The sequence below is a fragment of the uncultured Pseudomonas sp. genome (assembly GCF_913774235.1).
Taxonomy (GTDB): Bacteria; Pseudomonadota; Gammaproteobacteria; order Pseudomonadales; family Pseudomonadaceae; genus Chryseomonas.
Genome location: NZ_CAJYDW010000019.1, coordinates 304542 through 319516 on the forward strand (window position 1 = coordinate 304542; position 14975 = coordinate 319516).

Consider the following 14975-nt stretch of genomic DNA (forward strand, 5'->3'; position numbering starts at 1 on the left):
AAGGGCTTCACAAAAGCCCGCCGAAGCGGCGGGCGGCGCCGTGCACTGATTGAACCTGGCGGGCTCTGATCGGCTCTAATCCCCTCAGGACCCCGCGTAGGCGCATTTGTATTATGGACGAACAACCCCTGCTGTCTGCTCTTCCCACCCCGGAGGAGAATCTGCTGGCTCTGCTGCATGCCCGGGCCGAGACAGACCGCCTGCGTGATCGCGAGCAGCTGTTCAGCGCGCTCCTGGAAAGCGTCAACGCCGTGCTCTGGGCGCTGGATTGGCGCACCCGGCAGATCATCTACGTTAGCCCCGCCTACGAACAGATCTTCGGCCGCTCCCAGTCGCTGGTGTTGAGCGACTACAGCACCTGGCTCAACAACATCTATCCGGATGACCTCGAGTACGCCCAGCGCACGTTGGAGCAAGTGATCGACCAGGGTGCCGTGGAGTCGCGGGAGTACCGTATCATCCGCGCCGACGGGGAGATCCGCTGGCTCAGCGACAAGTGCTTCGTCAGCCAGCGCAGCGAGGCGGGCATGCCCCTGCTGGTGGTAGGCATCGCCGAAGACATCACCGAAAAGAAACGCATGGAGGAAGAGCTGCAGCGGCTCGCCACCACCGATGTCCTGACCCGTAGCAGCAACCGCCGGCATTTCTTCGAAAGCGCGCAACGCGCCTTCGAGTTCGCCCAGAGCGAAGGCGAGTCCCTGGCTTTCCTGTTGCTCGACATCGACGACTTCAAGAAGATCAACGACCGTTTCGGCCACCAGATGGGCGATCAGGTGTTACAGCGTGTTGCCGAATGCGGGGCCCAGACCACCCGGCGCGGCGACCTGTTCGGTCGCATCGGCGGTGAAGAGTTCGCGCTGCTGCTGCCCGGTTGCGATGCAGAACTCGCCCTGCAGATCGGAAGCCGTCTACAACGCGCGGTTCGGCAGCTCGCGGTCCCCACGACCGATGGTCCACTCAAAGTAACCATCAGTCAGGGTTTGGCGGTACTGCGTGAGGGTGATGTTTCGCTCGATACCCTCTACGTACGCGCGGACGAGGCCATGTACCAAGCCAAGCGGCAGGGTAAAGATCAGATCGTTCACGGCTAGACGAAATGCTTTTTTGCAATTAGCTTTCGCAACGTGGAAGACAGTGGCAGGGGGACTGTGCTGGAGATCGCAATCAAAAAGTCGATCAGGCACGGAAAATTCCTCAAATTGAAACAAAAGCCCTCTAGCTTTCCCTTCCGCATGGCCCGTCGGGCATTTCACCAGCAGGCGCTGACACCTCTGGTGACTGCATAACAACGATTTACCCTTGGAGCACATATGGTCAAGAAGCCCCTGGTGGTTGCGGTCTCCGCAGCCTGCCTGAACCTGTCCCTGATCGCCGCCTCGCAAGCCGCCGGCTTCATCGAGGACAGCAAAGCCACGCTGAGCCTGCGCAACTTCTACTACAACAACGACAACCGCAACGAAGCCTCCTACGCTGCCCGCAACCCCTCCAAGGTCGAGGAGTGGGGCCAGGGCTTCCTGCTGAACTATCAGTCGGGCTTCACCCAGGGCACCGTTGGTTTCGGTGTCGACGCCATCGGCATGCTGGGCCTGCGCCTTGATGGCAGCGGCCATGCCGGTCGTGCTACCAACTCCAACCAGCCGGGCACCATGTTCCCGCGCGAGACCGACAACAGCTCCGTCGACGAGTTCTCAAGCGTCGGTGCTACTGCCAAGATGAAGATCTCCGAAACCGAGTTCCGCTACGGCACCCTGATGCCCAAGCTGCCGGTTGTGGTCTTCAACGACGGTCGTCTGCTGCCGCAGACCTACCAAGGTGCTCAGGTGACGTCCAAGGACATCAAGAACCTGACCCTGACCGGCGGCCAGTTGCAGAGCGCGAAAAACCGTAACTCCACCGATCAGGACCAACTGTCCATCGCTGGCTCCAACAGCGGTACCACTGCACGTGACAGCAACAAGTTCAACTTCATCGGCGGTGATTACAAGGTCACCAAAGACCTGACCCTGCAGTACTACTTCGGTCAGCTGGAAGACTTCTACAACCAGCACTTCCTGGGTCTGACCCACAGCGTCAAGCTGGGCGACGGTACCTTCAAGACCGACCTGCGCTACTTCAATAGCAAAGGCAATGGCGATAACAAGGACGCCGATACCCAAGGCGCCTTTTATGCTTCTTCGGGCTACTACGGTGGCACCCGTACCCGTGGCGAAGTGGATAACCGTCTCTACAGCGGCCTGTTCACCTACTCCATCTACGGCCACACCCTGGGCCTGGGCTACCAGAACACCAGCGGCGACAGCAACTTCCCGTATCTGAACGAGGCTGGTGGTGCTTCGACCTACACCATCACCGATATTCAGATCAACAACTTCACCCGTTCCGGCGAAGACACCTGGCAAGCTCGCTACTCCTATGACTTCGGTCAGCTGGGCGTGAAGGGCCTGACCGCTGGTGTCATCTATCAGCGCGGCGACAACATCCGCACCTCCGCTGGTAGTGATTTCATGGAGTGGGAGCGCGACCTGACCGTCAGCTACGTCATTCCGGAAGGCCAGCTGAAAGGTCTGGGCTTCACCTGGCGTAACGCCATGCTGCGTACCGACCTGCCGGCCGCTACCCAGCGTGATCAGGACGAGAACCGTCTGATCGTCAGCTACACCCTGCCGCTGCTCTAAGCCGCGTCCAGGTCAAGAAAAAGCCCGTCGCAAGACGGGCTTTTTTATCGCCGCAAAAAACCTCAGCGACCGGTCGGCTGCTGCTGGGTGATGCAGTGGATGTTGCCGCCCCCCAGCAAGATCTCGCGACCGGGCACCTGCACCACTTCATGTTCCGGGAAGCAGGCCTGCAGGGTGCGCAAGGCCTCGGCGTCCTCAGGGACGTCGAAGGTCGGGGCGATGATGCCGCCGTTGACGATGAGGAAGTTGACGTAGGAAGCGGCCAGGCGCTCGCCGGCACGCCGAGGCTGGGTGCCCAGGCAGACGTCCACGTCGCGGCATTCCTCCTCGCGGGCGAACAGCGGGCCGGGGGTGACGATGCGGTGCACCTTGAAGGGACGGCCGCGGGCATCGGTCTCTCGCTCCAGCACGGCCAAGGCCTCGCGGCAGCGGCTGTAGTTGGGGTCCGCTGCGTCGTCGCACCAGCTCAGCAGTACCTCCCCGGGGCGCACGTAGCAGCAGAAGTTGTCCACGTGACCATTGGTCTCGTCGTTATAGAGGCCGTGGGGCAACCAGACGACCTTGTCCACCGCCAGGTAGTCGCTCAGGTAGCGCTCGATCTCGGAGCGATCCAGATGTGGATTGCGATTGGGATTGAGCAGGCATTCCTCGGTGGTGATCAGGGTGCCTTCGCCATCCACGTGGATGGAGCCGCCTTCGAGGACGAAGTCCGGTGTGCGGTAACCCGGCAGATTCTCGATCGCCAGGATCTTGCCGGCCACCTGGTCGTCGCGCTGCCAGGGAAAGTAGAGACCGCCATCCAGGCCGCCCCAGGCATTGAAGCTCCAGTCCACGCCGCGTACGCCGCCGTGGCCGTCGCTGACGAAGGTGGGGCCGGTGTCGCGGCACCAGGCGTCATCGTTGCTGATTTCCACCACGCGGATGTTCGGGTGCTGCAGGCGCGCCCGGGCATTCTCGTACTGGCCTGCGGAGGCACCGACGGTGACCGGCTCGAAGCGAGCGATGGCCTGGGCGACGGCGGTGAAGGCGGCCTGCGCTGGCTTGCCGCCGAGGCGCCAGTTATCGGCGCGCTCGGGCCAGACCATCCAGATCTGGCGCTGGTCGGCCCATTCGGCGGGCATGTGAAAGCCGTCGGCACGCGGCGTGGTGAGGGTGGTCATGGCAAGGCTCTCCGTCAGAGTCTTCGTGGCTTTGGAAGGTGCGGGACAGTTGGCGCGGGAGCGTCCGGGAGGGTTGCAGCCGGTACACCATGGGGCGCGCGAAGTCCGCAGTCTATCTTCTGAGTGGTACGGAGTGTCCGCGATGCGGGAGGCGGGGAGCCGCCGATCGCGAGTGGAGGAGCCTTGCCGATCAATTCCAGAGCGATCGGCAAGGCGCGGCTCACACGGTATGCAGGTACCAGTTGTACTCAAGGTCGGAGATGGAGTGTTCGAACTCCTCCAGCTCGTGCTCCTTGCAGGCGACGAAGATGTCGATGTACTTGGGATCTATGTACTCCGCCATCACCGAGCTGTCGTCCAGATAGCGTAGGGCGTCGCGTAGGTTGTTCGGCAGGCTCTGCTCGTGCTGCTCGTAGGAGTTGCCCTCGGTGACCGGGCCGGGCTCGATCTGCCGCGTGATGCCATGGTGCACGCCGGCCAGGACGCCAGCCAGCAGCAGATAGGGGTTGGCGTCGGCGCCCGCTACCCGATGCTCGATGCGATGGGCTTCCGGGGTGCCGGTCGGGACGCGCAGCGCAGTGGTGCGGTTGTCCAGGCCCCAGCTCGGGGCATTGGGCACGAAGAACTGTGAGCCGAAGCGGCGATAGCTGTTCACGTTGGGGCAGAGGAAGGCCATGCAGGCGGGCAGGGTCTCGAGCACACCGCCGATGGCGTGACGCAAGGCGGCGTTCTGCTCGGGATCCTCGCCGGCGAAGATGTTGCGACCTTCCTTGTCCAGCAGGGAAATATGCACGTGCAGGCCGTTGCCCGCCTGGCCCGGATAGGGCTTGGCCATGAAGGTGGTATCCATCTCATGGTCGTAGGCGACGTTCTTGATCAGGCGCTTGAGCAGCACGGCGTAGTCGCAGGCCTTGATCGGGTCGGCGACGTGGTTGAGGTTGACCTCGAATTGCGCCGGCGCCGATTCGGCGACGATGGCGTCGGCCGGAATACCCTGGGCACGAGCGCCGTCGATGATGTCCTGCAGGCAGTCGGCATATTCATCGAGGTCGTCCATGGAATAGACCTGGACCGACTGGGGCCGCTTGCCAGAAATGGGCGAGCGCGGTGGTTGCGGGCGGCCGTTGATGTTCTCCTGATCGATCAGATAGAACTCCAGCTCGAAGGCAGCGCAGACGGTTAGCCCGAGTTCGTCGAAGCGCTGGACGACCTGGCGGAGGACCTCACGGGGGTCGGCGAAGAAGGGCTCGCCTTCCATCTCGTGCATGGTCATCAGCAGTTGCGCGGTGGGGCGCTTCTGCCAGGGCTCCATGGAAAGGGTGCCGGTGATGGGGAAGCAGACGCGGTCGGCGTCGCCTATGTCGAGACCAAGACCGGTGCTTTCGACGGTGGAGCCGGTGATATCGAGGGCGAAGAGCGAAGCGGGGAGGTTGATTCCTTTCTCGAAGACTTTGGGCAGATTGTTGCGCTCGATGCGTTTGCCACGCACCACGCCATTCATATCCGCAATCAGAAGATCGACGAACTGGACCTCGGGGTGTTCCCTGAGGAAGTCGGTCGCTTCATCCAAACGAACGGCACGCGGGGGTACCGACATGATGAAACACCTTTGCTTTTGGCTGCGCTCGACAAAACGGTTAGCGCCTGACGCGCCTGTTTGCCCAGTGGGCCAACCGCAGTGAGGGCACGAGTGCCCGCTGTCGATCCGACAGCGACCTGAGAGTACGGTCTCGCCTGCGCTCCGACGCTTTGCCAGCGCCCCTGTTAAAAATATCAATCAGCGGAGTTACCACACTGGAGTCAATCCGAAAGGCAGGCCAAAGTCAACTGGGGTCGAGCTTGCCCGCCGGTGGTGCGCGAGCGCCTGTTTTTGGCGCATTCCCCGGCCATAAATGAGCCGCTTCAGAGCTCGTCTGTGCAGAATCTCGAAAGTTTTTGCCGGTGGTTGTGAAAAAAAACGAACAAGACTAGGCTCGGATGATCCCAGATCGCCCCGGTGTCCCATGTCCACGCTGCCGCTCATAGGTGTCACAGCCTGTACCAAGCAACTTGGCCTGCATCCCTTCCACATCGCCGGCGACAAGTACCTGCGCGCGGTGGTGGAGGGTGCCGGGGGCATGCCGCTGGTGATCCCGGCCCTGGCCGATCTCATCGCTACCCAGGCGCTGGTGGAGCGGCTCGATGGGCTGTTGTTCACCGGTTCGCCCTCCAATGTCGAACCCCACCACTACCAGGGTACGCCCAGCGAACCCGGTACCCTCCACGACGCCGCCCGGGATGCCGTGACCCTGCCGCTGCTGCGCGCCGCCGTGGCCGCGGGCGTGCCGGTGCTGGGCATCTGCCGTGGCTTCCAGGAGATGAACGTGGCCTTCGGCGGCAGCCTGCACCAGAAAGTCCACGAGGCCGGTCCGTTCATGGATCACCGCGAGCGGGGCGAGACGCTGGAAGAGCACTATGGCCTGCACCATCCGGTCGAGGTCCAGCCGGGTGGGGTATTCGAGGACCTGGACCTGCCGGCGAGTTTCGAGGTGAATTCCATCCATGGCCAGGGCATCGACCGGCTCGCCCCTGGACTGCGCGCCGAGGCGCTGGCCCCCGATGGCCTGATCGAAGCCGTTTCTGTGAAGGACGCCCGTGCCTTCGCCTGCGGTGTGCAGTGGCACCCGGAATGGCAGGTGCGCAGCCATCCCGTGTACCTTGCCCTGTTCAAGGCGTTCGGCACCGCTTGCCAGGAGCGCGCTGCCGGTCGTTGACTGTCTATCCCGCTCGAACCTTCGAGGTCTTTATGAGCACCCCCCTTGACCGGCTGACCGCCTGGTTGAAAGAACGCAAGATCACCGAAGTGGAATGTCTGGTCGCCGACCTGACCGGCATCGCCCGCGGCAAGATTTCACCCACCGCCAAGTTCCTCAACGAAAAGGGCATGCGCCTGCCGGAGAGCGTGCTCCTGCAGAGCGTGACCGGCGACTACGTCGACGACGACATCTACTACGAGTTGCTCGACCCGGCCGACATCGACATGCACTGCCGACCGGATGACCGGGCGATCTTCCTGGTGCCCTGGGCGCTGGAGCCTACCGCCCTGGTGATCCACGACACCTATGACAAGCGCGGCATCCCCATCGAACTGTCGCCGCGCAACCTGCTCAAGAAGGTGCTCAAGCTCTACGCCGAACGTGGCTGGCAGCCCATCGTCGCGCCGGAGATGGAGTTCTACCTGACCAAGCGCAGCGACGATCCCGACTATCCGCTGCAACCCCCGGTGGGTCGTTCCGGCCGCCAGGAGACCGGGCGCCAGTCTTTTTCCATCGACGCCGCCAACGAATTCGATCCGCTGTTCGAGGACATGTACGACTGGTGTGAAGCCCAGGAGCTGGATCTGGATACCCTGATCCATGAAGAAGGTACCGCCCAGATGGAGATCAACTTCCGTCATGGCGATCCGCTGCACCTGGCCGACCAGATCTTCGTCTTCAAGCGCACCCTGCGCGAGGCGGCCCTCAAGCACAATGTCACCGCCACCTTCATGGCCAAGCCCATGACAGGCGAGCCGGGCAGCGCCATGCACCTGCACCAGAGCGTGGTGGATCCCAAGACCGGTAAGACGGTCTTCTCCAACCCCGACGGCAGCATGAGCGAGCTGTTCCTGCACCATATCGGCGGACTGCAGAAGTACATCCCCGAGGCGTTGCCGCTGTTCGCGCCCAACGTCAATTCCTTCCGCCGCTTCCTGCCCGATACTTCGGCGCCGGTGAACGTGGAGTGGGGCGAGGAGAACCGCACCGTCGGCCTGCGGGTACCGGAATCCGATCCGCAGAATCGCCGGGTGGAGAACCGCCTGGCCGGAGCCGACGCCAATCCCTACCTGGCCCTCGCTGCTAGTCTGCTTTGCGGCTATCTGGGCATGGTGGAGGGCGTGGAGCCGAGCGCACCGGTGCAGGGGCGCGGCTACGAGCGTCGCAACTTGCGCCTGCCGCTGACCCTGGAGGCGGCGTTGGAGCGCATGGAACAGTCGGCGACCCTGGAACGCTACCTGGGCAATCGCTTCACCCGTGGCTACGTCGCGGTGAAGCGCGCCGAGCACGAGAACTACAAGCGCGTGATCAGTTCGTGGGAGCGGGAATTCCTGCTGCTGAGCGTCTGAGCGCGATCCGAGGAGAGGCTTCGTGAACAGCTACACCACCGCCCATTGGCAGGACCTGAGTCGCCGGCATCTGCTGGCGCCCTTCACCGACTACCGCCAGCTCAACGAAAAGGGCGCGCGCATCATCACCAAGGCCGAGGGCGTGCACCTTTGGGACAGCGATGGCCAGCGCATCCTCGACGGCATGGCCGGGCTGTGGTGCGTCAACGTCGGCTACGGGCGGGAGGAGCTGGTCGAGGCGGCCAGCCGCCAGATGCGCGAATTGCCCTACTACAACCTGTTCTTCCAGACCGCCCATCCGCCGGTGCTGGAGCTGGCCAAGACCATCGCCGAGCTGGCGCCGGAGGGCATGAACCATGTCTTCTTCACCGGTTCGGGGTCGGAAGCCAACGACACCGTGCTGCGCCTGGTGCGCCACTACTGGGCGATCAAGGGTCAGCCGGAGAAGCGAGTGGTCATCGGCCGCTGGAACGGCTACCACGGCTCGACCATGGCTGGCGCCAGCCTTGGCGGCATGGCGGCCATGCATGAGCAGGGCGGTCTGTTGCCCGACATCGTCCACATTCCGCAGCCCTACTGGTTCGGCGAAGGCGGCGAGAAGAGTCCAGAAGAATTCGGCATCTGGGCGGCCGATCAGCTGGAGCAGAAGATCCTCGAAGTCGGTGAAGAACGCGTCGCCGCCTTCATCGCCGAGCCGATCCAGGGCGCCGGTGGCGTGGTCATCCCGCCGGAAAGCTACTGGCCGCGGGTGCGCGAGATCCTTGCCAAGTACGACATTCTCTTCATCGCCGACGAGGTCATCTGCGGTTTCGGCCGTACCGGCGAATGGTTCGGCAGCCAATACTACGGCAATGCCCCAGACCTGATGCCCATCGCCAAGGGGCTCACGTCCGGCTACGTGCCCATGGGCGGGGTTATCGTGCGCGACGAAGTGGTCAAGGTGCTGGACGAGGGCGGCGAGTTCTATCACGGCTTCACCTATTCCGGGCATCCGGTGGCGGCGGCCGTAGCGTTGGAGAACATCCGCCTCCTGCGCGACGAGGGCATCGTCGAGCGGGTGCGCAGCAGCACGGCACCCTATTTGCAGAAACGCTGGGCGGAGCTGGCGGATCATCCCCTGGTGGGCGAGACCCGTGGCGTCGGCATGCTCGCCGCGCTGGAACTGGTGCGCGACAAGCGGACGCGGACTCGCTACGAGGGCGGGGCAGGCATGCTCTGCCGCGAGCACTGTTTCCGCAATGGCCTGGTGATGCGGGCGGTGGGCGATACCATGATCATCGCACCACCCCTGGTCATCACCCACGAGTCCATCGACGAGCTGGTCACCCTGGCTCGCCGGAGCCTCGATCAGACCCATGCGGTACTGCGTGACCGTGGCTAATGGCCGCAAGGCTTGAGCCGAGCGGCGGACCTTGCCAGACTGCGCGCGGGCGCTGGCCGCGCACCAAGAAAAACAGACCAAACGATGACCTGAGGAGCACCACCGCATGAATGTTTTTGGCAAGACTCTTCTAGCGCTGAGCCTGGCCGGCCTCTTCGCCGGCAACGCCTCGGCGGATCCCAAGGTGCTGCACGTCTACAACTGGAACGACTACATTGCCGAGGACACCATCGCCAACTTCGAGAAGGAGTCGGGCATCAAGGTGGTCTATGACGTCTACGACAGCAACGAGACCCTCGAGGCCAAGCTGCTGGCCGGCCGTTCCGGCTATGACGTGGTGGTGCCGTCCAACTCCTTCCTGGCCAAGCAGATCAAGGCCGGCGTCTACCAGCCGCTGGACAAATCCAAGCTGTCCAACTACGGCAACCTGGATCCGCAGCTGATGAAGACCCTGGAAGTCAGCGATCCGGGCAACAAGTACGCCATCCCCTACCTGTGGGGCACCATCGGCATCGGCTACAACCCGGCCAAGGTCAAGGCTGCGCTGGGTGACAACGCCCCGGTGGATTCCTGGGACCTGATCTTCAAGCCTGAGAACCTGTCCAAGCTCAAGGGCTGTGGTGTCGCCGTGCTGGATTCGCCCACCGAGATCATCCCGGCCGGCCTGCACTACCTCGGCTACAAGTCGGATAGCCAGGATCCCAAGGAGATCAAGGCCGCCGAGGACCTGTTCCTCAAGGTGCGTCCGTACATCACCTATTTCCACAGCTCCAAGTACATCTCGGACCTGGCCAACGGCAACGTCTGCGTGGCCGTCGGCTACTCCGGCGACATCGCCCAGGCCAAGGCCCGTGCGGCCGACGCCAAGAACGGCGTGACCGTGGCCTACAACATTCCCAAGGAAGGCGCCGGTACCTTCTTCGACACCATGGCCATTCCGAAGGACGCCGAGAACCCCGAGGGCGCGCTCAAGTTCATCAACTACATCATGGAGCCCAAGGTGATCGCCGCGATCAGCGACTACGTGCAGTATCCCAACGGCAACAAGGCGGCGACCCCGCTGGTGGCCGAAGAGATCCGCACCAATCCCGGCATCTACCCGACCCAGGAAACCATGACCAAGCTGTATGCCTTCCCGGACCTTCCGGCCAAGACTCAGCGTCTGATGACGCGTACCTGGACCACCATCAAGTCCGGCAAGTGATGTCTTCCGCCTCGCGCGGATGAAAGGACGGCACGCCGGATCGACTCCGGCGTGCCGTACGTCTGTATGGACCGCTGAAAGGGCATCGGTACCGATGCCCACCCACCAAGGAGCCGCCCGTGCTTTCGTTGCGTAAAACCCTGCTGGCCGTGACCACCCTGACCGTCATGGGCACTGCCGTCGCCGAGCCGACCGTACGTGTCTACAACTGGAGCGATTACGTCGGCGAGACCACCCTCGAAGACTTCCAGAAGGCCACCGGCATCACCCCGGTGTACGACGTGTTCGACTCCAACGAGACCCTCGAAGGCAAGCTGCTGGCAGGCCACACCGGGTACGACGTGGTGGTGCCCTCGAGCAACTTCCTGGCCAAGCAGATCAAGGCGGGCGCCTTCCAGAAGCTGGACAAAAGCCAGTTGCCGAATTGGCAGAATCTCGATCCGGCGCTGCTCAAGCAGCTGGAAAAGAGCGATCCGGGCAACCAGTACGGGGTTCCCTACCTGTGGGGTACCAACGGCATCGGCTACAACGTCGACAAGGTCAAGGCCGCGCTGGGCACCGACAAGCTCGATTCCTGGGCCATCCTGTTCGAACCCGAGAACCTCAAGAAGCTGAGCAAGTGCGGCGTCTCCTTCATGGATTCGCCCGATGAGGTCTATCCGGCCGTCCTGCAATACCTGGGGCTCGACCCCAACAGCACCAACCCTGAAGACTACAAGAAGGCCGAGGCGCAACTGCTCAAGGTGCGTCCGTACATCACCTACTTCCATTCCTCCAAGTACATCTCGGACCTGGCCAACGGCAATATCTGCGTGGCCTTCGGGTACTCCGGCGATGTGTTCCAGGCACGTTCGCGTGCCGCGGAGGCGAAGAAGGGCGTCAACATCGGCTACGCGATTCCCAAGGAAGGCGCGAACCTCTGGTTCGACCTGCTGGCCATCCCCAAGGATGCCAAGAACGTGAAGGAGGCCCATGCCTTCATCAACTATCTGCTGCAGCCCGAGGTGATCGCCAAGGTCAGTGACTACGTCGGCTACGCCAACCCCAATCCCAAGGCTGGCGAGTTGATGAATGCCGAATTGCGGCAGGACGAGACCGTCTATCCCCCGCAAGCGGTGATGGACAAGCTGTACGTCATGAAGGAGCTGCCCCCGCAGATCCTGCGCCTGGAGACCCGCAGCTGGACGCGGGTCAAGTCCGGTAAATAATCAACGCTAAGCGGACCGGCCGGGCCGGTCCCTCGATTTTCCTGGGGAGATGTACATGGCGACCGCCACCAGTGCCTTCAAGAAAGCCGCCACCGGCGACCAGAAAGCCAAGGAAGTCCTGGTCAAGATCGACCGGGTCACCAAGAAGTTCGATGAAACCGTCGCTGTCGACGACGTCTCCCTGACCATCAACAAGGGCGAGATCTTCGCCCTGCTCGGCGGCTCGGGTTCGGGCAAGTCGACCCTGCTGCGCATGCTGGCGGGCTTCGAGCGGCCGAGCGAAGGACGCATCTTCCTCGATGGCGTGGACATCACCGACATGCCGCCCTACGAGCGGCCGATCAATATGATGTTCCAGTCCTATGCGCTGTTCCCGCACATGAGCGTGGAGCAGAACATCGCCTTCGGCCTCAAGCAGGACAAGCTGCCCAAGGCCGAGATCGACGCCCGCGTGGCCGAGATGCTCAAGCTGGTGCACATGACCCAGTACGCCAAGCGCAAGCCGCACCAGCTCTCCGGTGGCCAGCGCCAGCGGGTAGCCCTGGCGCGCTCCCTGGCCAAGCGGCCCAAGCTGTTGCTGCTCGACGAGCCCATGGGCGCCCTGGACAAGAAGCTGCGCTCGCAGATGCAGCTGGAGTTGGTGGAGATCATTGAGCGCGTGGGCGTGACCTGCGTGATGGTAACCCACGACCAGGAAGAGGCCATGACCATGGCCGAGCGCATCGCCATCATGCACCTGGGCTGGATCGCCCAGGTGGGCAGCCCCATGGACATCTACGAAACCCCGGCGAGCCGGCTGGTCTGCGAGTTCATCGGCAGCGTCAATATCTTCGATGGCGAGCTGACCGACGACGGCGCCGACCACGCCATCATCCGGAGTCCGCAACTGGAGCGCCCGATCTACATCGGTCACGGCATCAGCACCCGCGCCCAGGAAAAGCAGATCACCTTCGCGGTGCGGCCCGAAAAGCTGCTGATGGGCACCAGCCTGCCGGCGGATCATGAACATCCGGATTACAACTGGTGCAGCGGCACCGTGCATGACATCGCCTACCTGGGCGGCCATTCGGTGTACTACGTCAAGCTGGTTACCGGGCCTATCGTCCAATGCTTCATCGCCAACGCCGAGCGCCTCGGCAAGCGGCCCACCTGGGACGATCCCGTGGTGGTGTACTGGGAAGACGACAGCGGCGTGGTACTGCAAGCATGACCAGACCTCCCTTGCTCAAGCGCCTGCTGGATGGCCGCCGCCTGACCATCGGCGTGCCCTTCGTCTGGCTGTTACTGTTCTTCCTGCTGCCGTTCCTGATCGTGCTGAAGATCAGCTTCTCGCTGGCGGACGTGGCCATCCCGCCCTATACCGAGCTGTTCAGCTACGCCGACCAGCAACTGGATATCGCGCTCAACTTCGGCAACTACCTGATGTTCGCCGGCGATCCGCTGTATCTGGACGCCTACCTCGGCTCGCTGAAGATGGCCGGCATCAGCACCCTGATCTGCCTGGTGGTGGGCTACCCGATGGCCTATGCCATCGCCCGTGCCAGCCGCGAGAAGCAGACGGTCCTGCTGCTGCTGATCATGATGCCGACCTGGACCGCCATCCTCATCCGCGTCTACGCCTGGATGGGGCTGCTTTCCACCAACGGCCTGATCAACAGCTTCCTGATGAGTCTCGGGATCATCAGCAATCCGCTGCAGATGCTCAACACCAACTTCGCGGTGTACCTGGGCATCGTCTATTCCTACCTGCCGTTCATGATCCTGCCGCTGTTCGCCAACTTGGTGAAGCACGACCTGACCCTGCTGGAAGCGGCGGGGGACCTCGGTGCCAGCCGTTTCACCAGCTTCTGGAAGATCACCGTGCCGCTGTCGAAGAACGGCATCATCGCCGGCTGCATGCTGGTGTTCATCCCGGCGGTGGGCGAATTCGTCATTCCCGAACTGCTCGGTGGCCCGGAGACCCTGATGATCGGCCGCGTGCTCTGGCAGGAATTCTTCAACAACCGCGACTGGCCGGTGGCCTCGGCCCTGGCGGTGGTGATGCTGCTGATCCTCATCGTGCCCATCGTGCTGTTCAACAAAAACCAGGCTAAAGAACTGGAGGGCAAACTATGAGAGGCCTCAAGTTCACCAACCTGATGCTGGTGCTGGGACTGCTGTTCATCTACCTGCCGATGGTCATCCTGGTCATCTACTCCTTCAACGAGTCGCGCCTGGTGACCGTCTGGGGCGGCTGGTCGGTGAAGTGGTACGTCGGCCTGCTGGACAACAATCAGCTGATGAGCGCGGTGTTCCGCTCCCTGGAGATCGCCTTCTACACGGCCATCTCCTCGGTGATCCTCGGTACCCTGGCGGCCTTCGTGCTGACCCGCATCCCGCGCTTCCGCGGCCGTACCCTGTTCGGCGGCATGGTCACGGCGCCGCTGGTCATGCCCGAGGTCATCACCGGCCTGTCGCTGCTGCTGTTGTTCGTCTCCATGGCGCAACTGATCGGCTGGCCCCAGGACCGAGGCGTGGTGACCATCTGGATCGCCCACACCAGCTTCTGCGCCTCCTATGTGGCGGTGGTGGTGTCCTCGCGCCTGCGCGAGCTGGACCTCTCTATCGAGGAAGCGGCCATGGACCTGGGCGCCCGGCCCTGGAAGGTGTTCCTGCTGATCACCATCCCCATGATCGCGCCCTCGCTGGCGGCGGGCGGCATGATGTCCTTCGCCCTGTCGCTGGATGATCTGGTGCTGGCGAGCTTCGTCTCCGGCCCCGGCTCGACCACCCTGCCGATGGAGGTGTTCTCCGCCGTGCGCCTGGGCGTGAAGCCGGAGATCAACGCCATCGCCAGCCTCATCCTGCTGGCGGTCTCGCTGTTCACCTTCCTGGCCTGGTACTTCACCCGCCGCGCCGAGAAGAAGCGTATCCAGGGGCTGCAGGAAGCCATGGATGCCACGACCTCCGAGATCACCCAGCGCGAACGCGAAACGACGACCCTCACAGCCCCGCCGGCCAACAGCTGAGTTGTGCTTCGTTTCCTCTCCCGCCGGGAGAGGGTCAGGGTGCGGGCCGCTGTTTGCCAACCGGCCATGCACTGCGAGGATGTGAGCACGGGAAACGGCGACCCCTCGGGCGCCGCCGGCTGGCAGCTAGGTGACGCTTCGTCCCTCTCCCTGTGGGAGAGGGTTAGGGTGAGGGCGGTTGTTTGCTAAAATTCG

General features: G+C 63.0%; 12 protein-coding genes. 10 read left to right on the forward strand and 2 right to left on the reverse strand.

Annotation, left to right across the window (positions count from 1 at the left end; all coding sequences use genetic code 11):
- Positions 1-113 precede the first annotated feature (113 nt).
- Together QZ471_RS21965 and QZ471_RS21970 are read left to right on the forward strand one after the other, a co-directional pair.
- Positions 114-1091, forward strand: coding sequence for a sensor domain-containing diguanylate cyclase (locus QZ471_RS21965; protein ID WP_295467849.1), 978 nt, complete (start codon positions 114-116; stop codon positions 1089-1091).
- 219 nt (positions 1092-1310) lie between these two features.
- Entirely contained in the window at positions 1311-2675 is a 1365-nt protein-coding gene (locus QZ471_RS21970; RefSeq protein WP_295467852.1) for an OprD family porin, read from the forward strand.
- Between the two features lie 62 nt (positions 2676-2737).
- Here the strand turns inward: QZ471_RS21970 and aguA are convergent, their stop codons facing one another.
- Together aguA and QZ471_RS21980 are read right to left on the reverse strand one after the other, a co-directional pair.
- On the reverse strand, positions 2738-3835 hold the full coding sequence (aguA, locus tag QZ471_RS21975; RefSeq protein WP_295467855.1) for an agmatine deiminase: 1098 nt from the start codon (positions 3833-3835) through the stop codon (positions 2738-2740).
- 220 nt (positions 3836-4055) lie between these two features.
- The gene (locus QZ471_RS21980) at positions 4056-5432 is read right to left on the reverse strand and encodes a glutamine synthetase family protein (protein ID WP_295467857.1); all 1377 of its coding nucleotides are present in this window, start codon (positions 5430-5432) and stop codon (positions 4056-4058) included.
- Between the two features lie 406 nt (positions 5433-5838).
- Between QZ471_RS21980 and QZ471_RS21985 the strand changes: the two genes are divergently transcribed.
- The 8 genes from QZ471_RS21985 (at position 5839) to QZ471_RS22020 (ending at position 14780) form a co-directional block, all read left to right on the forward strand.
- On the forward strand, positions 5839-6588 hold the full coding sequence (locus QZ471_RS21985; RefSeq protein ID WP_295467859.1) for a gamma-glutamyl-gamma-aminobutyrate hydrolase family protein: 750 nt from the start codon (positions 5839-5841) through the stop codon (positions 6586-6588).
- 32 nt (positions 6589-6620) lie between these two features.
- Positions 6621-7979, forward strand: coding sequence for a glutamine synthetase family protein (locus tag QZ471_RS21990; protein WP_295467861.1), 1359 nt, complete (start codon positions 6621-6623; stop codon positions 7977-7979).
- Between the two features lie 22 nt (positions 7980-8001).
- Entirely contained in the window at positions 8002-9360 is a 1359-nt protein-coding gene (locus tag QZ471_RS21995) for an aspartate aminotransferase family protein (protein WP_295467864.1), read from the forward strand.
- A gap of 106 nt (positions 9361-9466) precedes the next feature.
- Positions 9467-10564, forward strand: a complete 1098-nt coding sequence (locus QZ471_RS22000) for a polyamine ABC transporter substrate-binding protein (RefSeq protein WP_295467866.1) — start codon at positions 9467-9469, stop codon at positions 10562-10564.
- Between the two features lie 167 nt (positions 10565-10731).
- Positions 10732-11772 (forward strand): polyamine ABC transporter substrate-binding protein, encoded by a 1041-nt coding sequence (locus tag QZ471_RS22005; RefSeq protein WP_295468309.1) that lies wholly within the window; start codon positions 10732-10734, stop codon positions 11770-11772.
- Positions 11773-11827: 55 nt separating this feature from the next.
- Positions 11828-12982, forward strand: coding sequence for a polyamine ABC transporter ATP-binding protein (potA, locus tag QZ471_RS22010; RefSeq protein ID WP_295467868.1), 1155 nt, complete (start codon positions 11828-11830; stop codon positions 12980-12982).
- The gene (locus QZ471_RS22015; protein ID WP_295467870.1) at positions 12979-13887 is read left to right on the forward strand and encodes an ABC transporter permease subunit; all 909 of its coding nucleotides are present in this window, start codon (positions 12979-12981) and stop codon (positions 13885-13887) included. The genes potA and QZ471_RS22015 overlap by 4 nt, the downstream gene beginning before the upstream one ends.
- Positions 13884-14780, forward strand: coding sequence for an ABC transporter permease subunit (locus QZ471_RS22020; protein WP_295467873.1), 897 nt, complete (start codon positions 13884-13886; stop codon positions 14778-14780). Before QZ471_RS22015 ends, QZ471_RS22020 begins: the two co-directional genes overlap by 4 nt.
- Positions 14781-14975: the final 195 nt, after the last annotated feature.

Bases quoted from the DNA above. Each gene is read 5' to 3' on its own strand.
- QZ471_RS21985 (WP_295467859.1), top strand. From the start codon at position 5,839: ATGTCCACGCTGCCGCTCATAGGTGTCACAGCCTGTACCAAGCAACTT.
- QZ471_RS21990 (WP_295467861.1), top strand. From the start codon at position 6,621: ATGAGCACCCCCCTTGACCGGCTGACCGCCTGGTTGAAAGAACGCAAG.
- aguA (WP_295467855.1), bottom strand. From the start codon at position 3,835: ATGACCACCCTCACCACGCCGCGTGCCGACGGCTTTCACATGCCCGCC.
- QZ471_RS22020 (WP_295467873.1), top strand. From the start codon at position 13,884: ATGAGAGGCCTCAAGTTCACCAACCTGATGCTGGTGCTGGGACTGCTG.
- QZ471_RS21965 (WP_295467849.1), top strand. From the start codon at position 114: ATGGACGAACAACCCCTGCTGTCTGCTCTTCCCACCCCGGAGGAGAAT.
- QZ471_RS21970 (WP_295467852.1), top strand. From the start codon at position 1,311: ATGGTCAAGAAGCCCCTGGTGGTTGCGGTCTCCGCAGCCTGCCTGAAC.
- QZ471_RS22000 (WP_295467866.1), top strand. From the start codon at position 9,467: ATGAATGTTTTTGGCAAGACTCTTCTAGCGCTGAGCCTGGCCGGCCTC.
- potA (WP_295467868.1), top strand. From the start codon at position 11,828: ATGGCGACCGCCACCAGTGCCTTCAAGAAAGCCGCCACCGGCGACCAG.
- QZ471_RS22015 (WP_295467870.1), top strand. From the start codon at position 12,979: ATGACCAGACCTCCCTTGCTCAAGCGCCTGCTGGATGGCCGCCGCCTG.
- QZ471_RS21980 (WP_295467857.1), bottom strand. From the start codon at position 5,432: ATGTCGGTACCCCCGCGTGCCGTTCGTTTGGATGAAGCGACCGACTTC.
- QZ471_RS22005 (WP_295468309.1), top strand. From the start codon at position 10,732: ATGGGCACTGCCGTCGCCGAGCCGACCGTACGTGTCTACAACTGGAGC.